This window comes from uncultured Pontibacter sp., assembly GCF_947495565.1.
In the GTDB taxonomy this organism is placed as follows: Bacteria; Bacteroidota; Bacteroidia; order Cytophagales; family Hymenobacteraceae; genus Pontibacter.
The window spans coordinates 49,023-72,412 of the sequence record NZ_CANLZM010000015.1 but is presented as its reverse complement, the minus strand read 5'-3'; the positions used below and the strand labels follow the sequence as shown (position 1 = coordinate 72,412).

General features: G+C 49.9%; 19 protein-coding genes. 10 read left to right on the top strand and 9 right to left on the bottom strand.

What is annotated here, in order from left to right; translation table 11 throughout:
• Nucleotides 1-65: 65 nt before the first annotated feature.
• Entirely contained in the window at nucleotides 66-614 is a 549-nt protein-coding gene (locus Q1B04_RS17235) for a hypothetical protein (RefSeq protein WP_299761102.1), read from the top strand.
• An 88-nt stretch (nucleotides 615-702) separates the two neighbouring features.
• Here the strand turns inward: Q1B04_RS17235 and Q1B04_RS17230 are convergent, their stop codons facing one another.
• The 4 genes from Q1B04_RS17230 to Q1B04_RS17215 form a co-directional block, all read right to left on the bottom strand.
• Nucleotides 703-1,080, bottom strand: a complete 378-nt coding sequence (locus Q1B04_RS17230) for a co-chaperone GroES family protein (protein ID WP_299761099.1) — start codon at nucleotides 1,078-1,080, stop codon at nucleotides 703-705.
• Nucleotides 1,081-1,096: 16 nt separating this feature from the next.
• Entirely contained in the window at nucleotides 1,097-1,621 is a 525-nt protein-coding gene (locus Q1B04_RS17225) for a hypothetical protein (RefSeq protein ID WP_299761096.1), read from the bottom strand.
• A 94-nt stretch (nucleotides 1,622-1,715) separates the two neighbouring features.
• Nucleotides 1,716-2,921, bottom strand: coding sequence for a homogentisate 1,2-dioxygenase (locus Q1B04_RS17220; RefSeq protein ID WP_299761093.1), 1,206 nt, complete (start codon nucleotides 2,919-2,921; stop codon nucleotides 1,716-1,718).
• Nucleotides 2,922-3,097: 176 nt separating this feature from the next.
• On the bottom strand, nucleotides 3,098-4,759 hold the full coding sequence (locus tag Q1B04_RS17215; RefSeq protein WP_299761089.1) for a S41 family peptidase: 1,662 nt from the start codon (nucleotides 4,757-4,759) through the stop codon (nucleotides 3,098-3,100).
• A 281-nt stretch (nucleotides 4,760-5,040) separates the two neighbouring features.
• Between Q1B04_RS17215 and Q1B04_RS17210 the strand changes: the two genes are divergently transcribed.
• From Q1B04_RS17210 to def, 6 genes are all read left to right on the top strand, one after another.
• On the top strand, nucleotides 5,041-6,144 hold the full coding sequence (locus Q1B04_RS17210) for a DUF4856 domain-containing protein (RefSeq protein WP_299761086.1): 1,104 nt from the start codon (nucleotides 5,041-5,043) through the stop codon (nucleotides 6,142-6,144).
• 91 nt (nucleotides 6,145-6,235) lie between these two features.
• Nucleotides 6,236-7,351 (top strand): imelysin family protein, encoded by a 1,116-nt coding sequence (locus tag Q1B04_RS17205; protein ID WP_299761084.1) that lies wholly within the window; start codon nucleotides 6,236-6,238, stop codon nucleotides 7,349-7,351.
• A 67-nt stretch (nucleotides 7,352-7,418) separates the two neighbouring features.
• Nucleotides 7,419-8,792 (top strand): HTTM domain-containing protein, encoded by a 1,374-nt coding sequence (locus tag Q1B04_RS17200; protein WP_299761082.1) that lies wholly within the window; start codon nucleotides 7,419-7,421, stop codon nucleotides 8,790-8,792.
• 6 nt (nucleotides 8,793-8,798) lie between these two features.
• A complete protein-coding gene (locus Q1B04_RS17195) occupies nucleotides 8,799-11,207 on the top strand; it encodes a TonB-dependent receptor (RefSeq protein WP_299761080.1) in 2,409 nt (802 codons plus the stop codon).
• 159 nt (nucleotides 11,208-11,366) lie between these two features.
• Nucleotides 11,367-11,783, top strand: a complete 417-nt coding sequence (ruvX, locus tag Q1B04_RS17190) for a Holliday junction resolvase RuvX (protein WP_299761078.1) — start codon at nucleotides 11,367-11,369, stop codon at nucleotides 11,781-11,783.
• A complete protein-coding gene (gene def / locus Q1B04_RS17185) occupies nucleotides 11,780-12,349 on the top strand; it encodes a peptide deformylase (RefSeq protein WP_299761076.1) in 570 nt (189 codons plus the stop codon). The genes ruvX and def overlap by 4 nt, the downstream gene beginning before the upstream one ends.
• A 91-nt stretch (nucleotides 12,350-12,440) precedes the next feature.
• Here def and Q1B04_RS17180 read toward each other — a convergent pair whose 3' ends face one another.
• Nucleotides 12,441-12,803 (bottom strand): histidine kinase, encoded by a 363-nt coding sequence (locus tag Q1B04_RS17180; RefSeq protein WP_299761074.1) that lies wholly within the window; start codon nucleotides 12,801-12,803, stop codon nucleotides 12,441-12,443.
• Nucleotides 12,804-12,862: 59 nt separating this feature from the next.
• On the bottom strand, nucleotides 12,863-14,095 hold the full coding sequence (locus Q1B04_RS17175) for a PAS domain-containing protein (protein ID WP_299761072.1): 1,233 nt from the start codon (nucleotides 14,093-14,095) through the stop codon (nucleotides 12,863-12,865).
• A gap of 192 nt (nucleotides 14,096-14,287) precedes the next feature.
• On the opposite strand from Q1B04_RS17175, the gene Q1B04_RS17170 reads away from it, so the two are divergent.
• The gene (locus Q1B04_RS17170; RefSeq protein ID WP_299761215.1) at nucleotides 14,288-15,223 is read left to right on the top strand and encodes a zinc dependent phospholipase C family protein; all 936 of its coding nucleotides are present in this window, start codon (nucleotides 14,288-14,290) and stop codon (nucleotides 15,221-15,223) included.
• Between the two features lie 84 nt (nucleotides 15,224-15,307).
• Complete coding sequence (locus tag Q1B04_RS17165) at nucleotides 15,308-16,882, top strand: serine hydrolase (RefSeq protein WP_299761070.1); 1,575 nt, start codon at nucleotides 15,308-15,310, stop codon at nucleotides 16,880-16,882.
• A gap of 351 nt (nucleotides 16,883-17,233) precedes the next feature.
• Here Q1B04_RS17165 and Q1B04_RS17160 read toward each other — a convergent pair whose 3' ends face one another.
• The 3 genes from Q1B04_RS17160 to ettA form a co-directional block, all read right to left on the bottom strand.
• A complete protein-coding gene (locus tag Q1B04_RS17160) occupies nucleotides 17,234-18,211 on the bottom strand; it encodes a GNAT family N-acetyltransferase (RefSeq protein WP_299761068.1) in 978 nt (325 codons plus the stop codon).
• Between the two features lie 11 nt (nucleotides 18,212-18,222).
• A complete protein-coding gene (locus Q1B04_RS17155; protein WP_299761066.1) occupies nucleotides 18,223-19,215 on the bottom strand; it encodes a GNAT family N-acetyltransferase in 993 nt (330 codons plus the stop codon).
• 619 nt (nucleotides 19,216-19,834) lie between these two features.
• Nucleotides 19,835-21,505, bottom strand: a complete 1,671-nt coding sequence (gene ettA, locus Q1B04_RS17150; RefSeq protein ID WP_299761064.1) for an energy-dependent translational throttle protein EttA — start codon at nucleotides 21,503-21,505, stop codon at nucleotides 19,835-19,837.
• A 361-nt stretch (nucleotides 21,506-21,866) separates the two neighbouring features.
• On the opposite strand from ettA, the gene Q1B04_RS17145 reads away from it, so the two are divergent.
• Nucleotides 21,867-23,180, top strand: coding sequence for a DUF349 domain-containing protein (locus Q1B04_RS17145; RefSeq protein WP_299761062.1), 1,314 nt, complete (start codon nucleotides 21,867-21,869; stop codon nucleotides 23,178-23,180).
• The last annotated feature ends 210 nt before the right edge of the window (nucleotides 23,181-23,390 follow it).

Sequence of the window (23,390 nt, the reverse complement as noted above, 5' to 3'; positions counted from 1 at the left end):
CCAACTGCGGCATATGCTAACGTATAAATATAGCCTTCCCCAGATTTATTCTCTATTTTGCTCCCATGAAGCAACTGATGACTTTTATCTGTCTGCTATGGCTGGCAGCCTGCGTTAAGCCGCAGTATCAACTTGGCAACCCGCAGCAATCGTTCTATAAAAGTATGAGCAGCCTGTGCGGACAGTCATTCAGCGGAAAAGTGGTTTTCCCGGCGGATGGCAAAGACCCTTTTGCGGGTGCGCCGCTTCTGATGACCGTGCAAACGTGTTCTGATAGCACCATCCATATTCCGTTTGCAGTTGGCGAGGATAAATCCAGGACCTGGGTGATCAGTAAAACACCGGAAGGCCTGCAACTGAAGCACGACCACCGCCATGAGGATGGCACCCCGGACGAGATCACCCTATATGGCGGCTTGGCCCTTACTTCTGCCAATGAACTGGAGCAACGCTTTCCGGCAGATGCCTATACAGCCCAGCTCCTGCCGGCCGCCGCTACCAATGAGTGGATACTTGCCATCAGCCCCGACGGCCGTACGTTCAGCTACATTTTAAAGCGCGACAACCAACTTCGCTTCCAAGCTGATTTTGACCTGACAAAGCCGTTAGAGTAACCAAGTATAAAAGCAAAGCGCCTTGGCTGCATACAGCCAAGGCGCTTCCTGTTAAAGTATAAACCTCCCTCTTTCGGCGGGTACTTGTTTATAAATCTTCTTCACGCACCAGCATGAGCACTGCCGATTGTGGCACGATAAAGTATTTCTCGCCGAGGTAGTTAATCTCGATGGCATCGCGCTGCAGGTAAATAGCCAGATCGCCCTCCTTGGCCTGAAGCGGAATGTAGCGCACCTCTTCTTCCTCCTGCCCCCATGTTTCTTCGTCAAAGCCAAAGTCAGCGGGGATAGGGTAACCAGGTCCAACACGCATGATGTAACCTTCTTGCACCTTCTCCTTTGCCTGCACCCCCGGAGGCAAGTATAAGCCGCTCTTGGTTTGGTCGCTGGCGGTTTTCGGCTTTATCAGCACGCGGTCGCCTACGATAATTATCTTCTCTAATTTATTATGTTCTGAAATTCTCATTTGTATTGTATACATCTTATAAAGGATCTGCGGTTACTTTAAATCGCATATCGGCTTTAATGGTAATGTCTTCCGTTATAGGCTTTGATATCTCGGCTTGCGTGCGGATAGTATAGTTGTTGCTTTTAATGTACTCGTCAAGTTTAGCGTTCGTCGATTTCAGCTTCAGCACACTGCTGCCTGTGGGCACCTCATCGAGGTAGGCTATTCTTACCTCCGGCTGGTCTTCGCTGGAAATGTATAGCTCGATCCGCTTTAGAAAATCGAAGTTCTGCCCTTCTGGTTTTTTGATTGTTAGCTCCAGCCTGTTCAGGGTAACGTCCTTTACCAGTTTCGCACGGGTTTTATTGTTCTTAAACGTCTCTTCTGAGTTAGTGGTAACGGTAAACGGCGTAGCAGGTATCAGTGCGCCTAGCGGAAACCCCGATTCAATGGTGAAAGTCTCCTCCTCGTTAATGTAAAAAGTAAGCAGGTCATCAATCTTCTCACAGGCAGTGGCTATTATGGCAAACAGCAGCACAGCCATCATCATTCTTTTCATCAATGTAAAGTATAAGGGTGAAAACAGTTGCGGCGTGAAAGGCAGAACCTTAGTTTCTGCCTTTCACGCCGCAAGTTACAAAACTAGAAGCAGTTTAGTCAAACATATCGCCTTTGCGCACTTTCCCGTCACCGTGTTCGTTCCAGCTCATCGGATACTTCTCGTCCAGGTACGGCAGGGCCTCTACTGTTAGGTGCAAGGGTTTAAACGTGTCGATCATCACGGCGTATTCTTCTGTTTCCTTCTTGCCTATACTTGCCTCCACGGTGCCTGGGTGCGGCCCGTGCGGAATGCCGCCCGGGTGGATGGTAAACGAACCACGGTCCACGCCTTTGCGGCTCATAAAGTTGCCTTCCACATAGTATAGCACCTCGTCGGAGTCTACGTTGGAGTGGTTGTAGGGCGCAGGTATAGACAGCGGGTGGTAATCGAAGAGGCGCGGCACAAATGAGCAGATCACGAAATTGTGCGCCTCAAAAGTCTGGTGCACGGGAGGCGGCTGATGTATGCGGCCGGTAATCGGCTCAAAATCCTTGATATTGAAAGCGTACGGATAAAAATAGCCATCCCAACCCACGGCATCAAGCGGGCTGAAGTTGTAGTAGAACTGGTGCAACTCTCCCTCCTTTTTTACCTGCACCAGGTGCTCGCCATCTGTATTCTCAGTGATAAGCTCTACCGGCGGACGCATATCGCGCTCACAGAACGGCGAGTGCTCCAATAACTGGCCAAAGTGGTTGCGGTAACGGCGGGGCGTTTCTATCGGGCTGAAAGACTCAATGACCAGCAGCCTTACCTGGTTCTCGCCTTTATCGAAACGGAATTTATGAATAACGGTGCGCGGAATAACCAGGTAGTCGCCGGGGCCAAAGGGGATGCGCCCCATTTGGGTAAGCAGGTCGCCGGTGCCGTCGTGCACAAACACTACCTCGTCGGCCTGGCCGTTTTTATAGTAGTAGTCCATTTCATGCTCCGAAGGGTTGCAGAGGCTGATGGCCACATCATTGTTAAACAGCATGGTTTTACGGGCGCTCAGGTAGTCGGGGCCGGTAGCGTTTACCTCTACGGTGCGCAGGTGCTGCGGCGCCAGCTTTACGCCTTCTGCCCTTTTAGGCGCAAAAGGTTTAGGGTCGCCGATGCGGCTGATCTGCGTGGGCGGGTTAATATGGTACAGCAACGACGAAACGCCACTGAAGCCCAGCGTGCCCACCAGCTGCTCCGCATACAGGCTGCCGTCAGGTTGCCGGAACTGCGTGTGGCGTTTGTGCGGGATCTCCCCAAGTTTATAGTAAAATGCCATGTATGATTAGTTTTAAGGTGTCGTTAGGTTTTGTACAGAGGATTGAGTTTATACTTCGTAGTATGATCTACCAAATAAAACTAAAAGATAGAAAACGTTAAAACATTCTCCACTCGTTCTTATCCCTGGTAAAGTATAGTCTTCATACGTGATCTAAATTCAGAAATACGTAAAAGCTACATACCTCCTGCTGCCATACTTTGCGCCTTCCTAAAATACTTCAGCCCCTGCTGAAACTCCTCATCCGACTGGTGCAGCACCGGGAAGAAGCCATCGTTGCCATACACACTTCGGGCAATAAAGGCTTTTAAATGATTCCGGAGCAGGTTGCTGGAGCGTTTAAACTGCGCCTCGTTATAAGTTACGCCAGATGCTGTGGCAGTCTGCACCACCTCCTGCAGCATTCTATCAGTCACTTCAAAGCTGTTGACAAACTTTTCGTAAGGCATTTTATCCAGCTCTTTGCGGTGCTTTTGGTAATAGCCGAGTGTATATTCCCTGATTACGTTCTTGTTATACAGCTGGCTCAGGTACTCCGACAGTTCTGTGGTATCGCGGGGCACAAACACATCGGGCATAATGCCGCCTCCGCCGTAAACAGCTCGGCCACTTAGTGTTTTATACTTTAGCGAGTCTACATACAAGCTGCTGTCCGGGTGAAAGTACTCGCCTCGCTCAAAGCGGTTCAGAATATCCATCTGGTAATCATCCATCCCTTCGCTGTAAGGTTTTTGGATGGAGCGGCCGCTAGGCGTGTAGTAACGCGAAATAGTCAGGCGCAGCTCAGAACCGTCGTTCAACGGGATCGGCATCTGCACCAAACCTTTGCCGAAAGAGCGGCGGCCCACTATTAAGGCGCGGTCGTTGTCTTGCAGGGCACCGGCCACAATCTCAGAGGCAGAAGCGCTTCCTTCGTCCAGCAGCAGCACCAGAGGCCCTTTCTCAAACACTCCTTCCCTTTGCGCAAAAGTTTTCGAATCATACCTGTCGCCCTTGCCGTCGGTGTACACAATCATCTTATCGCCGGCTATAAACTCATCAGCCATCCGGATGGCATGGTCCATATAACCGCCGGGGTTGCCGCGCAAATCGAGTAACAACTGCTCCATGCCTTTACTTTTTAAGCTGTTGAGCGCTGCCATGAACTCTTCGTAGGTGTTGGCCGAAAAGCGGCTAACCTTAATGTAACCGGTTTTATCATCCACCATGTAGCTCACATCCACAGAGTTTGTCGGTATTTTGCTGCGCTCAATGGTAAAGCTAAGTTGCTTTTTGATGGCGTTCCGTTGGATGGAGAGGTTCACCTTGCTGCCTTTTGGCCCGCGCAGGCGCTTAAAAACACCTTCGTTGTTGATGCCGATACCGGCTACTGTCTCACCGTCTACTTTTATGATTTTATCGCCGGCTTGTATGCCCGCTGCCTCTGATGGGCCTCCGCTCAGCGGCGTAATTACATAAATAGTATCTTTAAAGATATTAAATTCTACTCCGATCCCCTCAAAATCACCTTCCAGGTAAGATCGCGCCATGGCTAGCTCGTCAGCCGGAATGTAAGCCGTGTGCGGGTCCAGTTTCTCCAGCATCTTAGTGATGGCAAAGTCAGTCAGCTCCTCTACATCCACAGTATCTACATAGTCGCGGTCAATGTAACTCAGCACGTCACGGAATTTAAGATAGCTTTTGGCAGTGCCCTGCGGATTTGTGGTGGAGGGAGAGAACATTGTAGCACCCAGCAGCAGGCCCACTACCAGCGCCAGGCTTATAAACAGCGGCAGCTTTATCTGGAATGCAGAGTTCCGGACGCTGCTCTTTTCTTCACCATGCTCCATCTTGCTCATGTTTTAAAGTATAAATTGGTAAAATGCCACAGTACAGGCAGGGCAAAGTAGTCCAAAAATTCACCTTAAATATACTGAGGTCCTTTATATCTATACAAATCTAGATTTGTTAAAGTTGCTGAGCAGCTTCTAACCTCTCCTCCCATACTTGCCCCTGAGAGGATTGTGAAGCCTACACTTTAATTTTATTTAAACTTATTCTAAATAACACTTGCCTCTAATATACCCGTTGCTTAGCTTTGCATCACTATTTTAAATCAGTCCAAATAAAATATATAGAAATGCTTAGCTCTATCAGAAGACACACAACACTGGCTCTTGTCGGATTGGCAGCCTGTCTAACTTTTACCTCATGCTCAGATGACGATGATGCACTGTCTTACAACGTGCCCTCCACCTACAGCTTTGAGAATGTAAATTACTCTGGCCAGACGACCAGATTAGCCATGCTTTCTGAGCTGGATGCCTATGTTAAAACAGGCAACAACGGCGCCAGGCTGGATGCCCAGAAGATGAAGGACATGTATGCCAATACAAACAACGCCTTCTCTGACCCTGCTCTGAACGAAGCCACCTCAAAGCAACTAAAAAACAAAACCATACTTACAGCGCAGGCTCAGTTTGAAAACTACTTTGACGCCGTGGCCGCTGCCAGCCAAAGCGAAGGCGCTGCAGCCTCTGAAGGAACTGCTGGCATCCTTACCTCTGCAGACGGAACCAAGAAATACCTGGTAGACGAAAACGGGATAGAGTACGCACAATTGATCCAAAAAGGGTTGATGGGTGCCGTATTCTACAACCAGGCTGTAGAAGGCTACCTGACAGAGGAGAAAATCGGCGCAGCCGTAGACAACACAACAGTTACCGAAGGCGAAGGCACCAAAATGGAGCACCACTGGGATGAGGCTTTCGGATACTTTGGAGCCCCTGTGGATTTCCCTGCCAACAAAGACGGCCTGAAGTTCTGGGCTAGCTACAGCAACAAAGTAGATGCCGTGCTGGGCAGCAACAAAGCTCTGATGGATGCCTTCATCAAAGGCCGCGCCGCCATCTCAGCTAAAGACATGACAGGCAAGAACGAGGCTGCCGCCACTGTTCGTGCCGAGTGGGAGCGCCTGGTTGCCGCATCAGCCATACTTGAGCTGAATGCAACCAAAACCAACATCGCCGACCAGGCCCTGAAAAGCCATTACCTGTCGGAGGCCATCGGCTTTATCATGAGCCTGCAGTATAAAACCGACCGCAAGTTATCAACTGCCAAATACCAGGAGGTAATGAACGCCATCGGCACCAACCTGTACGAGACAACTGCCGACGATATTAACACAGCTATTGACATCCTGAGCACTGCTTATGACATGGATAGCATTAAAGGACAGCTGTAGCGCCTTATTTATTTGTTAGTGTTTTAGTAAGTGCAGCAGCTGCGGGATAGCCATTCCATAGCTGCTGCCTTTCGCATTTAAAGTATACCACATGATAGCGTTTAAAAGATATACCGTGATGGCCCTGGCTTGCTTTGCCCTACTAAGCAGCTGCAGCTCCGACAGCGATGGCAATAACCCTAAAGCCGACTACGACCGCCAGGCCATGGTGGCTAACTATGCTGAGAACCTGATTATACCGGCTTATAGTGTATTTTTGGAGAAGACTGATGCCATGAACGCGGCTATTGCGGCTTTTGCGGCAACACCCACCACAGCAACATTAGCAGCGGCCCGCACGTCTTACCAAAACGCTTACCTGGCTTGGCAAGACGTGGGCACGTATGAATTTGGTCCTGCAGACGACCAGTTGCTGCGCACAAACCTTAACACCTACCCTACCGATGCCGCCGAGATTGAGCGCAACATCGCGGCCACTTCTTATAACCTGCAGGCTGCCGCCAACCTGGATGCCAAGGGATTTCCGGCCCTGGACTACCTGCTGTACGGAGCCGGAACAGAGGCTGCCGTAGTAAACCAGTACACTTCCGGTGCTAATGCTGGCAAGCGCAAACAGTACCTGCAGGATGTTAGCAGCCTAGTAAAACAGCGCGTGGAGGCTGTGCAAAGCGGCTGGACCACCGGCGACTATGCTACCACCTTCAAAAACTCGCCGGGCACGGCAGTGGGAAGCGCCATCGGCAGTCTGGTAAACGAGCTGAACTATGAGATAGACCTGACCAAACGCGCTAAAGTGGGTATCCCAAGCGGCAGGTTTACCTCAGGCACTGCCCTTCCAGAGCAGGTAGAGGCTTATTATAGCCGCATCTCGCTGGAGCTGCTGAAGCAGGCTATCCGTGCTCAGAAAGCTATCTTTATGGGGCAGACAGCAACTGGTACAAATGGCCCCGGCCTGGATGACTATTTGGACCATGTGCAGGCACCCTATGAAAACGGTTTGCTCTCTGACGCCATTGAGGCACAGTTTGATGCCGCACTGGCCGCCGCCAATGCCATACAGGTTCCGCTTGCAGAGGCCGTTAGCACGCAGCCACAGGCCGTAACCAAAGTATATGACGAGCTGCAGCGCCTCATTGTGCTTACTAAAACTGATATGCCAGCCGCTCTTGGTGTTACTATAACCTATAACGACAACGACGGCGACTAACTGTTGTTTTTCCCTTCGGCTGCGCTTTCAGGCTTGGCCGCAGGAAGTATAACCGGCAAGCACAGACATGCTCCAGAAGTTAAAGCCATACCTTACTGCCCCTGTATCCGCGGCTCCGCTGGCGGCATTCCGTGTTATTTTTGGCGGGATGATGCTGGCTAGTATCCTGCGCTTTATCTGGAAGGGCTGGGTAACGGAACTGTATGTACAGCCAAAGCTATACTTTACTTACTACGGTTTTGAGTGGGTGCAGCCGCTGGGTGAGGCAGGCATGTATGCTCTTTTCGCAGTGATGGTGCTGGCCTTGCTGGGAATAGTGCTGGGCTTGTTTTACCGCCTGTCGGCATTGCTTTTCTTCCTGAGCTTTACCTACGTCGAGCTCATTGACAAGACCAATTACCTGAACCACTACTACTTTGTAAGTATAGTGGCGCTGCTGCTGATTTTAGTACCGGCTAACCGTCATTTCTCGCTGGATGCGCTGCGCAAGCCGCATACTTGGGTAAGCCATGTGCCGCGCTGGGCTGTGCTGATCTTCCAGCTACAGTTGGGGCTTGTATACTTTTATGCGGGCCTGGCCAAGCTAAATCCCGACTGGCTGCTGGAGGCCATGCCGCTGCGCTATTGGCTACCGGCCCACACGCACCTGCCGCTCATCGGGCCGCTGCTCGACAAAGTATGGGTGGCCTACCTGTTCTGCTGGTTTGGGGCCTTCTACGACCTTACTATTCCATTTTTCCTGAGCTGGCGCAGGAGCAGGCTATTTGCATACTTTACCGTGGTCGTATTTCATGTGCTTACGGCGGTGCTTTTCCAGATCGGCATGTTCCCATACATCATGATGGCGAGTACGCTGATCTTCTTCTCCGAGGAATTTCATAACAAGGTGCTGAACGGGCTAAGAAGTATAGCCAACGTGCGGCAGCCAGCCTTCCCGAAGTTTGCGCAGCCTGCCGCGCAGCCGCTGCTGCTGGGCCTGCTGACCGTGTACTTTGTGCTGCAGGTGCTGGTGCCGTGGCGTTTTATACTTTACCCCGGCCAGCTTTTCTGGACTGAGCAGGGCTACCGCTTCTCCTGGCGCGTGATGCTGATGGAAAAAACCGGCACAACCTTTTTCTATGTGCGTGACCCCAACACCGGCTATGAGATAGAGATCAACAACCGCGACTACCTAACCATCAACCAGGAGAAGCAGATGGCCACCCAGCCCGACATGATCCTGCAGTATGCCCACATGCTGCAGCAGGACTTTGCCTCCCGTGGCATACCCGGCGCACAGGTGCGCGCCGAGGTGTATGTAAGCATGAATGGCCGCGGCAGCCGGCTTTTTATCGACCCAAGTGTTAACTTAGCGGCCGAAAAAGAAAGCTTCCTGCCGAAGCCCTGGATATTACCTTTAAATAGACTTGCTCTGCCGCAAAAGGCAGTGGGGCAGAACTAAATTAAAATGCGCGTAACATTAACAATCGCTCTGGTGCTCTGCAGTTCTCTGGCTGCGCTGGCCCAAACGTTCTCCATCACTGGCAAGGTTAACAGTGCCGCCACCAAGCAGCCGGTGCCGCAGGCCGAGGTGCTGCTAAACAATTCCGGCTCTTTATATAAGGCAGATGCTAAAGGCAACTATACGGTAACTGGCCTGGCTCCCGGCACCTACGTGCTCACCGCCTATAGTATAGGCTGGGCTTCGGCTACGCAGCAGGTAAACATCAGCAACGGCAATGTTATACTTGACTTTTCCCTGAAACAGTTGGAAGGGCAACTGAACGAGGTAAACGTGAAAGGCAAACGGGAGAAGACCTTCGGTATTACCCGCCTGAACTCAGTGGAGGGAACCGCTATCTACGATGGCAAAAAGAGCGAGGTAGTGGTGCTAAGCGACCTTATAGCCAATAAAGCCACCAACAACAGCCGCCAGGTTTTTGCCAAAGTGGCTGGCCTCAACATTTGGGAGAGCGACGGCGCAGGCCTGCAACTGGGCATCGGGGGCCGTGGCCTCAGCCCGAACCGTACCTCCAACTTCAATACCCGTCAGAATGGCTACGACATCTCTGCCGATGCGCTGGGCTACCCGGAAAGCTATTACACCCCGCCAACCGAAGCACTGGACCGCATTGAGGTAGTGCGTGGGGCAGCCTCGCTGCAGTATGGCACACAGTTCGGGGGCATGATCAACTTCGTGATGAAAGAGGGTCCGGAGGATAAGCCGTTTGAGCTAACCACCCGCCAGACAGCCGGCTCCTGGGGCCTGCTCAACTCTTTTAACAGCATTGGCGGCAGCAAGGGCAAGTTTCATTACTACAGCTTCTATCACTACAAGCGCGGCGACGGATGGCGCGATAATTCTGGTTTTGATGCGCATACCGCTTTTAGCTCCGTGCATTATAAGGCGAACAGCAAGCTGGAAATAGGCTTTGACTATACATATATGGATTACCTGGCACAGCAGCCGGGCGGCCTGACCGATATTGATTTTGAGCAGGATGCGCGGCAGTCGAAGCGCAACCGCAACTGGTTTAAGGTAAACTGGAACCTGATGGCCCTGACGCTGGATTACCGTTTGGGTGAACGCACCAAGCTTAACATCCGCAACTTTGGTCTGCTGGCGCAGCGCGACGCACTGGGCTATATGGGCAAAATAAACCGCCCGGATAATATGGAAGAGCGCCTGCTGCTCAAAGATCAGTTCCAAAACATCGGAAACGAAACGCGCCTGATTCACCGCTACGACCTGGGCAACTCCTTCTCTACCCTCTTGGTGGGCACCCGCTACTACCGTGGGTTTACCGATCAGGAGCAGGGCGATGCCTCTGCCGGCTCCGATGCTGACTTCAGGTTTGATTCCGAAACTGGGGCACCGAACGAATCTAACTACGACTACCTGAGCCGCAATGTGGCCGTGTTCGCCGAGAACATCTTTAACATTACACCCAAGCTAAGTATAACCCCCGGCGTGCGCTACGAGTGGATCAACACCAACGCTGACGGCAGCTACCGCTACACAGTGCCCAATAACGCCGGCACTATTATTTACGACGAGGTGATTCCGGAAAATCGTGAAAGCTCGCGTAATGTCCTGCTTCTGGGTGTGGGCCTGAGCTATAAACCGAGTGAGCAGATGGAAGTATACGGCAACTTCTCGCAGAATTACCGCGCCATCAACTTTAACGACATGCGCGTGCTCAACCCTAATTTGGTACCGGACCAGAACCTGAAAGACGAAAGCGGCTACAGCACCGACCTGGGGTTTAGGGGCAACGTAAGCGGGGTGCTGAATTACGATGTCAGCCTTTTTTACCTGGCCTACCAGGACCGCATCAACTTTAGAAAAATAGAAGGCACCACCGACCGTCTTCGCACCAACGTAGGCGACTCCTACCACTACGGACTAGAGACCTTTGTGGAAGCCGACCTCCTGAAGCTATACTATGGCGCTGAGCACCCTACCAGCTTATCCGCTTTTTCTAACATCACGCTGGTGCACACGGTCTATGACTCTCCGGACAAGGCAATTGACGGCAACGAAGTAGAGCTGGCGCCATCCGTTATAGCCAAGGCAGGCCTATCGTTTAAGCGCAATAACTTTAAGCTCTCCTATCAGTATGCTTACACCGCCGATCAGTACACCGACGCGGAGAACTCTATCAAAGAGCCAACCGCTGTGGTAGGTGTTATACCCGCTTACTGGGTAATGGACCTATCGGGCAGCTATACTTACAAGCGCTTTACGCTGGAGTCCGGCATCAACAACCTAACCGACAACCGCTACTATACGCGTCGCGCCACCGGCTACCCGGGGCCGGGTATTATTCCTTCGGATGCCCGTAACTACTATGTAACGCTAGAGTTTAAGCTGTAGGTTTTTGCCGCGCCAGCAAGTCTGAAGAGGTTTGAGGCACAAATTTACTGTCTCAACTCTCTTTTCCTGGCTAGCGTGATGCCCATACTACTACCTGGCAACCTAGCATTATCAACCAACCATTAAAATCCTTACCTTTGCAGTGTAAGCAAGTATACTATGGGCAGAATTTTAGGGATTGACTACGGAACAAAGCGAGTGGGACTGGCTGCTACAGACACGCTCCAGATAATAGCCAGTCCGTTAGAAACCGTTCATGCCCAGGATGTGTTGCCTTACCTGAAAGCTTATGTGCAGCGCGAACCTGTGGAAGCATTTGTACTGGGCATGCCTAAGCGCCTTTCCGGCGAGGCTACCGACAACACGCAGCACGTGGTGGGGTTTCAGCGCAAGCTTCAGAAGGAGTTTCCGGCTATACCAGTGCACCTGGTGGATGAGCGTTTTACCTCTAAGATCGCGCAGCAGACCATGTTGGCCGGTGGACTGCGAAAGAAGGCTCGCCAGGACAAAGCAACAGTAGACCGCATAAGCGCCGTAATTATACTTCAGTCGTATTTAGAAAGCAGAAACATATGATTTACCCAATTACCGCCTACGGAGATCCGGTTCTCAAAGAGCCTGCACAAGACATCCCGAAGGATTTTCCGGAGCTAAAAGAGCTCGTTGAAGATATGTATGCCACTATGTACCATGCGCATGGCGTAGGACTGGCCGCTCCGCAGATCAGCAAAGGCATTCGCCTGTTCGTGATCGACTCTGAACCTATGATGGATGAGAAGGATGAGGGAAAGGGCGTGAAGAAAGCCTTTATCAACCCAGAGATTATTGAGGAAGACGGCGAAGAGTGGGGCTTTGAGGAAGGCTGCCTTAGTATACCTGGTGTACGCGAGGTAGTTTACCGCCCGGAGCGCATTGTTATCCGCTATTTTGATGAGGAGTGGAACGAGCACGAGGACACGTACGATGGCATGACGGCTCGCGTAATTCAGCACGAGTACGATCATATCGAGGGTATCCTGTTCACCGATTACCTGTCCGGCCTGAAGAAGCGCCTGATCAAGAACAAGCTCACCAAAATATCGAAAGGAGAGGTAGACGCAGACTATAAAATGCGCTTCCCGAGCATGGCTAAGAGACGCTAATTTTGCATTGAATTTATACCAACCAGAACCGGCCTGCCACAGTGGATGTGGCAGGCCGGTTCTGGTTGGTAGTTATACTTGGCACAAACTACTATACTGCACCCAGTGCAGATACTCCTTCTTCTAACCTGAACAGTGATTTCAGGAATCTGTCAGACTGCTCCTCGATTTGTTGCAGCCCGGTTAATGCTTCCTCAATTTTGCCTCCAGCGTACAGGCGAAACAACTGGTCGGCAGTAGAGCTTAGCTCCTGCTGCACTCTTGCTAGCTCCTGCATACCAGGCATATCATTGTATCTGCCCATGCCTACTGAACTGAACCAAGTGCTAAGAGGACCACTGCGGGAAAAGAAAACCTCATCTTTTGTACCTCCATACAGCACAGAGCGCACCTTCGACTTAAACAGGATATGTTTAATCCGCAGTTGTTGAAAGTCTACTTGTGCTTGGTTCATTGGTAAGTTAAAAGAGCTAATGTATTTCTCCTGGCAAGGCAACAGCCTTATTAGGCATTTTATTTTTTAATTAATGCAGTTGCATCATAGCCGCACACCATAATGCCGGTTGCTTGCTCCTGCTCATCATATATGGCTTGGTAAATAAACGTGACGCACATGTCTTCTAACTCACCTCTATTATAACGGTCTAGTTTGAGAGTGATGTTTTCTGCCACAAAATCTTTACCTGTTCTATATACTTCGTCCAGAATTTTTACGAAGCCCTGCTCCGCTACCTCCGGCAGCGCCTCTGCCACGGTTCTGCCAAGCAGCTCCTTTTCAGGAAATAGCTGCTTATACTTTTCGTTCATAAGTTCATAGCGGTGCTCCGGCCCTCTGAGAATACAGAAAAAGACAGGTGCCTTCATAATAAGGCGCTCCAATATTTTACGTTCCGCCTCAGCTTTCTGATAAGCACGCTCCACCTGGTCGGCCAGAACAGACATTTGCTCATTGCTTTCCAGCAGTTCCTGCACTAGCTGCTTATTATCCTGAATATCGGAGGAACTGCCTACCCGCAGTATTACATTACCGTCTTTGTCTTTAAGCGGCTGGCTTCTGGTAAGAAACCATCTGTACATGCCATACTGGTTACGGATGCGCAACTCTGCCTGTAGCTCTTCGCCTGCGGCCATTGCCTCATCCATTTTCTGCTTAAGCACACGCATGTCGTCCGGGTGAATTGCTTTTTCCCAGCCCCCCTCCTGCAGCGACTCTTCCATCGACTGGCCAGTATACTCTACCCAGCGTTGGTTCACGTATGTCAGGTCACCTGCTTCATCTGTCATGTAGATCAGCTGCGGCACGGCATCTGTCAGAAACTTAAACTTCTCTTCGCTAATTTCCTGCGCCTGCCTGGCTATCTCCCGCTCCGTTACGTCATGGGTGTTCTGGATAATGTACTTTATATTTCCTTCCTCATCCAGCACCGGCGTATGCGATGCCTCCCAATACCTTTCACTGTAGCCGCCCCCTTCTTCTGCCGGTATGGCTATATCATACCGAATCACATTCAGATAATCTACCTCCTTGGTCTCTATGGCCTTGTCTATTGATATCTTTACTGGGTTTTCCTCGTAAGGCATGCTGTTGTTCGGGAAAGCTTCCAGTAAGAAGTGCAACCCTAATATATCATTTCGCTTGCGCCCGGTGGTTTTCAGGTAAGTATCTGTTGCTGCCAGTATTTCTTGTTCAGGCGATATGATAACGATGTTTTCAGGGATATTGGAGAAGAAATCGAGCGTGTCCATCTATAGCAAGGCAAGTTTAGAAAGTACATTTCTTTAGCATACAAAGATACGTAGATAATGTTATCCGATGCTGTAGTTTTAATCTTATCTCTGATGGCTACCGCACAAAAAACAAGTTGCTCCACCTCCTGCAGCCTGATTACGTACACCGCAAGTATGGCCATAAAATGCAAAGCTATACTTCTGCTGCTCATGCTGCTGCCGCCGCTCAACGGCTATACCTGGGGCTTTTTTGCGCACCAGCGCATTAACCGGCTGGCTGTGTTCTCGCTGCCGCCCGAGATGGTAGGCTTCTATAAAAAGCATATCCGCTACATCACCGAAAATGCCGTGAACCCCGATAAGCGCCGCTATGCCGTGGAGGGTGAAGCGCCGCGCCACTACATAGACCTTGATATATACGGCGACAGTGCCCTGTATAAAATGCCGCGCTTTTGGCCGGATGCCGTGGAGAAGTATACGGAAGACACCCTGATGGCATACGGCATTGCGCCTTGGCATATTAACCGGATGAAGTACCAGCTTACGCAGGCTTTTAAAGAGCAGAACGTGGACCGAATCCTGCGCCTGAGCACCGAAATCGGTCACTACATTGCCGATGCCTGCGTGCCGCTGCACACCACCCAGAATTACAACGGGCAGCTAACAGGGCAGCGCGGCATACATGCCTTCTGGGAAACACGCCTGCCTGAACTCTTCTCTGACAACTATGACTTTTTTGTAGGCCAGGCCGTCTATATTGAGCAGCCGCAACTAAAAGCCTGGGATCTGGTTGCCTCCGCTCACACCGCTCTGGATTCGGTTTTATACTTTGAGCGGGAGCTTACGCAGGAGTTTGAGGAAGAAAAGAAGTATAGCTTTGAGCTGCGCAACAACTTAGCCACCCGCGTTTACTCCCGCGACTTCTCAGAGGCTTACAGCAGGCGCCTGAACGGGCAGGTGGAGCGGCAGATGCGCCTGGCCGTTCATACTATCGCCAGCTACTGGTACACTGCCTGGGTAGATGCAGGCCAGCCTGACCTTCGTAAACTTGCCAGCCTGTCGGCAAAAGAACTGCAGCAGCTCGAGATGGAGAAGAAAGACTACGAACAGGGCTCTCATGTTCCTCGTGAGGAAGGGGACAACTAACGCCAACATTGCAGCCTTTTTATCGCTGCTGCAGTCATCCGGATAAAGATGTATATTGCTACATCAAAAACCACCTATACTTTCATGATCAACCTGATTTCATACACAAAGCTACGCACAGCGCTACTCCTGCTGCTCGTATCGCTGCTGGTGCTGCCACAGGCATGGGCGCAGCAGAACTCAGCCGCCACCCTTCAGAAGCTGGATGCTTACTACCAGAAAGCCCTGAAAGATTGGGACGTACCGGGCATGGCCATCGCCATCGTAAAAAACGACTCTGTAATTTTTGCCAAAGGTTACGGGGTGCTTAACAATAAAACAGGTGGCCAGGTAGATGCTAACACAGTATTTGGCATTGCCTCTAACTCTAAAGCTTATACCGCAGCTGCACTAGCCACACTGGTAGACCAGGGGAAGCTAAAGTGGGATGACAAGGTGAAGAAGTATGTGCCTTACCTGCAGCTCTACGACCCTTTTGTAACTGAAAACCTGACGATAGAAGACCTGCTGAGCCACCGAGTGGGTTTTAAGACCTTCAGTGGCGATTTGCTTTGGTACAACACTACCTACAGCCGCCCCGAAATAATTGAGCGTATGCGTTACCTGGAGCCTGTTTATGGATTTCGGGATGGCTATGGCTACTCTAACTTGATGTTTATTACTGCCGGCGAGGTGATTGAGCAAGTAAGCGGCAAGTCTTGGGAGAATTATATTCAGGAAACTTTCTTTCAGCCGTTAGGCATGAGCCGTTCCTATACTTCTGTGAACGACCTAAAAAATGTGCAGAACGTTGCCTCGCCACACGGTTTTGACGCGAATAAGAAACCTTACGCCACCACCCTCACCGCCTGGGACAACTGGAACCCGGCTGCCGGTATTTTCACCAGCGTAAACCAGCAGGCCCAGTGGATGCGCCTGCAGCTGAACCGCGGCAAGTATAAAAACCAGCAGATCTTCAGCGAGGATGCCAGCCGCAACATGTGGGCTATGCACAACCCTCTCCCGGTATCAAAACAAGCCGAGGCGATAAATCCTTCTACCCATTTTGTTGGCACGGGCTTAGGCTGGTTCGTGAGCGATTATGAGGGCCGCAAACTGGTTTACCACGGCGGTGGCCACGAGGGCATGAACAGCCGCACAGTGCTGGTGCCGGAGGAGAACCTGGGGGTGGTGATACTGACAAACAGCATGAGCAGCATTATGTCGCCGCTCGCCAGCTATACTTTAGATCAGCTGTTGGAAGTGGAAAACGGCCGCGACTGGAGCCAGTTCTATCTTGATAACATGGCCAAAGCCAAACAAGCGGAGGCTGCAGCAGCTGCAAAGGCTCCTAAAGAGAAGAAGAAAAAGAGCAAGCCGACCCGCGACCTGAAAGACTATACCGGCACATACCACAGCCAAATGTACGGCAATGCAACTGTTACGCTAAAGGACGGGAAACTGCACCTGCAACTCGAGCCTGCCCCGGCGCTAAACGGCACCCTCGATTTCTGGCAGCATGATATCTTTAACCTTGACTGGAAAAACGATTTCGCTTTGCTGCACCCAACCAACGTGCGCTTCCTGGCAGGTGAGGACGGAGCAATAAGCCAAATGCGCCTCGACTCAGATAACCCGGATTTCCACTTTAGCGAGCTAGATTTCGAGAAGGTGAATTAACACAGTGGCTATACTCTAAAAGAAAAAGGCCGTACTTGCGTACGGCCTTTTTCTTTTAGAGGGGCGTTTTTTAGTAGCTTACCAACATGGCAACAGTGCCTGCAACTGCAAAATAAGCGGCAATAATTAGGTAAGCCAGAGACTCTTGGTTTTTGTAAGTGTTTTTCATGGCAATCAACGTAAAATTTTCACATATAAAGCTTATTTATAACTTTAACTTTATTGTTTATACGATTGATTATTCCAAATGTTAAACTTAAACATTTGATTTTCTTTGCATTGAATAAAAAAAGCAATGACCCAGCAGGACATTCTTAGCTGCTGAAGTTATAGCTAGTCTTCTTCAGTATTTTAGTTTGTTTGCAGCCGCAGCAGCACCTCCTGCCGGATTTTTTTCAGCAGCTTGAGCGGCAACGGGAGCTGGTTATACTTCCACTCAAAAAAAGGCGTAGGTTCTGAGCCAAAGCTCTGGTAAAACCCGGCTATATTTTGGATCATCGGGCTTTCAAAATCCAGCACTTGTTCTGTGTTGGCGTTTCTTCTGATGATGTCGTCGAGGATGAGTGTTCGCGCGTTAGTTTTTCTGCCACTAGCATCAGCCGCATTAAAAACATAGATAATGTAGCCGCCATAATGTAGAAAAAGGCCGCCCGCTGTTATGCTTCCATCTTTTGCTAAAGTATAAATTAGCTCAGTTTTCACCTTTTCCACACATGCTGTGTATAAGTCGCGCAGCATATCGTATGCCGCCGCATCTACCCCTCCGTATACTTTATGCGCTATGTTTTGCCGGAACAGGCGAATGAGCGGTTCTATATCGTTACTCTGAATAAGACGGAGATCTTCGCGGCGGGCCTTGTTCAGGTTATACTTTCGGTCGCGGGTGTAGCCTTTCCATAGTTGCTGGTAAGGCTTGTGCAGCGGCAGGTAATGTGTGTATAAAGTATAAAACTGCCTTTGCTGCGCCTCTTTGTTTATAATTGTTGTATTAGCTGTACAGAAACTATAACCGGAAGTATACTTGAAATTTTGATGCACAGTATCTAGTAATTCAGTTACCTGGGCCTGTGCTGGCTCCTGCCGTGCGTAAATACCTAGCTGCTGGCAAAACAGCGGCTGCTGCAGGTAGGCCACGCCATACTTCTGCCGCACTGCCAACGGCATTACGCAAGTATAAAATCCGCTTTCCTGCTCCACCACCGCCTGCCACCCCGGCGACACCACATCCAGGTACCACGACAACGCGTACACCTGCCGCTGTGCAGACGCGCTTACACAGGCATCCCAAGCGGCTTTATCAATGTCCTTATGCTGAAGTAGCTTCGCCACGCGTGCTTAGGTTATACTTCCTCGGCCACACCCGTTGCGAAAAAAGTGCGGTACACCTTCATCCGGATGTTGCGGATAACTTTCACATAAAACGGCAACGCGTTGTGGCGCAAGGCAAAGTATTTTACGCGGTGGGCCCCGAAACTGGCATAGAAATGCTCAATCTGCTCAATCATCGGGCTTTCAAAATCCAAAGTATACTCGGTGCCTGCATACTGCCGTATTATCTCGTCGAGCACCAGGGTACGCCCATTGGCTACGCGCCCCTCGCTGTCGGCGGAGTTAAAGGCATAGCTGATAACGTTGTTATACTTAAAGAACAGGCAACCCGCGTTTACCTCGCCGCCGGAGGTTGTGTAAATCAGCTGCGCCACGCCACGGTCTTTCATCACCTGAAACAAATCGCGCAGCATCTGGTACGTACTTTCGGCCACGCCGCCCACTACTTTGCGCTCAATATGGATTTTAAAATGCTGAATGAGCGGCTCAATGTCATCACTCTCGAACATGCTCAGATTAGCCCGCTTTGCCCGCTTCAGGTTCATCTTACGGTCGCGGGTGTAGGCCTTGTAAAGCTCCGGGTAAGGTTTATTAAGCTTTAAGTAGCGTGTATAGCGGCCCACCAGCTCATACTTGCTCTGCAGCTTTTCCAGCTGAGCTGTGTCGTTCATGTTGAAGCGGTAGTTGTGGACGAACTTATAGCGCTCTACAATCAGCTCCAGCATTTTAACTTGTATACTGCTGCTGCTTTGTGAGGTGGTAAAAACGCCTAACTGGTGCGTGTGGTATGGCTGGCTTAAGTATGGGAAGCCCATCTTAAGTATACCCGGCAAGGGCATAGCGGTGGTGTAACGCCCCTCCTGCTCCTCCACCAGCGCCTGCCAGTTTGGGGCCACCACATCCAGAAACCACGACAAGGCATACACCATATTATCGGCAGAGGCCGTAATGCAGGCATCCCACTTTGTCTTGTCTATCTGTTCGTGGCGGAGGTACCGAATCATACTTTTACAGGACTTGCAAGCTTAATTGCCGAAGGTTTTCCACAAACTTAATCATTTTTCACCTCATCCTTTGTTTAAGCTTTTGATAAAAGAGAAGAGGCTATACTTTAAAAAGTATAGCCTCTTTATGTAGTGCTGCAGGTAAATTTACACCACTATGTAGCTAATTACACCGGCGACGATAAAGTAGGTGAAAACTATCAAGTTTCCGAGTGAATCGTTGAGTACAGGCTTTTTCATGTTTCTAACGTGCTTTAAGGTTTAGTTTATTTATTGTGAGATGAAATAATTTAAATTATAAAATTAATATTAATAATGATATTAACTCAGAAGTATGATGCAAATAAATATTATTTTATTATTATAATCAAATAATAGCATAATGTTTTTATAAACTTTAACTAAACAAACAACGCTTCGACTTCAAATATTACAATATATTAATTATCAAGCACATGTAACACCAATCTTAGCAACTTATAAATACAATAAAAAATAATTATACTTATTTAAAATAATCTTTTTTAAACAACACAACAACAACCAGTTGCAACACCATAAAAAAAGCCCCGCTACTTTTAACGCAGCGGGGCTTTTGCTTTTATAATTGATTTAACGGCTACACCAGTTTCTTATAACGGATGCGCTTCGGCTCTATATCACCCATACGCTTCTTCTTGTTCTCTTCGTATTCAGTGTAGTTACCTTCAAACCAGTATACTTGTGACTCTCCTTCGAAGGCAAGGATGTGGGTACAGATACGATCCAGGAACCAACGGTCGTGTGAGATGATTACGGCGCAACCGGCAAAGTTCTCCAACGCATCTTCCAACGCACGGATTGCGTTCACGTCCAGATCGTTGGTCGGTTCGTCGAGCAGCAACAGGTTACCGCCTTCTTTCAAAGTCATGGCCAGGTGCACACGGTTGCGCTCACCACCCGACAGCTTCTCCACTTTCTTTTCCTGGTCGCCGCCTGAGAAGTTAAACTTGCTCACATAAGCCCTGGAAACCACTTGGCGCCCGGCCATTATCATGTGTTCCGTGCCTCCTGAGATCACCTCAAAAACTGATTTGTTAGGGTCTAACTGCGCATGCTCCTGGTCTACATAAGAGATTTGCACTGTTGAGCCTACGGTAAAGTCTCCGGCGTCTGGCTTCTCCTGGCCTGTAATCAGTTTGAAGAGTGTTGTTTTACCTGCGCCGTTCGGGCCGATGATTCCTACAATGCCACCTTGCGGCAGCGCGAAGTTCAGGTCTTCGAAAAGCAGCTTATCGCCGTAGGCTTTGCTTACATGGTTTACTTCTATTACCTGCGCACCCAAACGCGGCCCGTCAGGTATAAACAGCTCTAGTTTCTCTTCTTTCTTAGAAGCCTCCTCGCCAGCAAGTTTGTCGTACTGGCTGATACGCGCTTTGGATTTAGCGTGACGGGCTTTCGGAGCCATCTTTACCCACTCCAACTCACGCTGCAGCGTTTTCTGGCGCTTGCTCTCGGTTTTCTCCTCTGCCGCCAGTCTTGTAGATTTCTGCTCCAGCCAGCTGCTGTAGTTGCCTTTCCACGGAATACCCTCGCCACGATCCAATTCCAGAATCCAGCCAGCCACGTTGTCAAGGAAGTAACGGTCGTGGGTTACGGCGATTACAGTACCTTTATACTGCTGCAAGTGCTGCTCCAGCCAGTCCACCGACTCTGCATCGAGGTGGTTGGTAGGCTCGTCCAGTAGTAATACATCCGGCTCCTGTAGCAACAGGCGGCAAAGGGCCACGCGGCGTTTCTCACCACCCGACAGGTTACCGATAATGGCATCTTCCGGCGGTGTGCGCAGCGCATCCATGGCACGCTCCAGGCGGTTGTCCAGTTCCCAGGCATTCAGCTGGTCCAGGCGCTCCTGTACCTCGCCCTGACGCTCGATAAGCTTGTTCATCTCATCGTCAGTCATCTCCTCGGCAAACTTCATGTTGATTTCGTCGAACTCCTTCAGCAGGCCAACCACTTCGCTCACGCCCTCTTCCACCACTTCGCGCACGGTTTTGGTTGGGTCTAGCTGCGGCTCCTGCTCCAGGTAGCCCACGGTATAGCCCGGAGACCATACTACTTCACCCTGAAACTCCTTATCCACACCTGCTATAACCTTCAGCAAGCTGGATTTACCTGATCCGTTAAGACCTAAAACACCGATTTTGGCGCCGTAGAAAAAGGACAGGTAGATATTCTTAAGTACTTGTTTCTTTGGAGGGTAGATCTTGCTCACCCCGGCCATTGAAAAAATAATGGTTTCGTTGCTCATGCTTTATCTAATGGTTTTTGGCTTATGTACTTTTTAACGAAGCGACAGGCTTTTCCGTGCCGGCTGTATCTCTGAGGCGGTTATAATCTATCCGCCTGATTATTATTAACGTAAGGAAATACAAATATCGCAAAAATTCATGTCTTTGTACTTCACAAAAGTGCGCTGAAATCATTAAACTTGTAAAAACTGTATGGATAGGGTGTGCACTTACTGACTTTGCACCAGTCCGCTTTAAAACACCGGCTAGTTTATACTTGGCTGCTGCAAACGCTACAGGCGAGCCTGCGTATGCAAAGATTAGTTTACTCCTAAAGCCTTATCCAGTAATTACGTACGACGCATAACCCGATCCAGTAAAATGGAAAACAACAACCTATTGGAAGAAGCCAAGAAGTTTGGCTTTACCCAGGACCAGCAAGTATGGCTTAAGCCCTTTATGACCTACCCTGCCCGGCAGGTAGGCGAAGTGAAAGAGTCTGAGGACGACTCCCTTGTGTATTTTGCCAAGCGGTTCGAGATGTTCAGCGAAAAGGTTAACAACCTGCTGCAGCGCATCGAAACCTCCGATAATAAAGGCTCTTTCCTGATGAAAGTACTGCACATGAAGGAGCAGGTGGGCAGCTACGACGCCCTCGGCGACTTTGAGCAGATCTACCATACCCTGAGCAAGGCCGAGGAGGAGATAAACGAGACTATCCAGCAGAACCGCGAAAAAAACCTCAGCATCAAAATCAGCCTGATTAATGAGGCTGAGGCACACAGCGAAAGCATTGACTGGAAAGAAGCAACCGAGAAACTGAAAGACCTGCGTACGGCCTGGATTAAAACCGGCCCTGTAGAGAAAGAACTTACAGACGAGATAGAAGAGCGCTTCCGCAATGCCGTAGAGAATTTCTTTGAGCGTAAGAAGAACTTCTTTGAGGACAAGAAGCGCATGCAGAACCGCGCTTACGAACGGTACAGAGACCTGATTAACCAATCGTACCATCTGGCTAATTCTGATGAGTGGGAGGAGACAACCGCTAAGCTAAAGCAGCTGCAGAACGAATGGAAAGAAGTGGGCGGCAACCTGCCACGCAAAACCATGACCAACCTCTGGAACAACTTCCGGAAGGCGCATAACCACTTTTTTGAGCGCCTGAAACGCAAGATACAGCGGGAGAAGAACGCATCCAGAGAGCAGTTTTACGAGCAGAATTTTGAGCGCAAGCAGGAACTGGCCGTAGAGGCAGAGCAGCTGCTGCAGGACCTGAGCCTGAACGATGCCGTGAAGCGCGCCAAGGAGCTGCAGGCCGAGTGGAAGAAAGTAGGCCCGGTACGTCCGGAAGTATCAGATGCTATTTGGGAGCGCTTTATTAAAGCCTGCGACCGCGTGTTTGAAATGAGCAGCCTGGAGCACTACATCCGTAAGCGCCAGCAAGCCAGCAACGAGACTTTCTCAGAAACAGATGGTTTGCAGGCCCGCATCAACGCACTCCGTGACTTCATAAAATCGGACAAGGGCGAGCTGGAGTTACTGGAGACAAACCTCGACAAGCTGAACGACTCGCCGAGCAACGATGCGTTCCGCAACATGCTGAAAGGCAAGATTCGCAACTTTAACAGGAAGATCGGCACCAAAACAGCTTTAATCGAAATGTTCCAGAGCCAGTTAGGCGCTATTTCTCATTAAAAGCTGTTCATATTTGAGTTATAAGTATAACGCCTGCTGCCACCACAGCAGGCGTTATTTTTTTGCTTCCTTTGCTTTACATCCTGTGTTAAGGTGCAGCTTCAACAGCAAATAATTATTTTCTACATTTTGAACATTTGTGTTTTATTTGCGTTGTTTTGTTAAAAACAGACAAAAAAACAATATTTTTTTGGCGAAAATTTTTGTTCT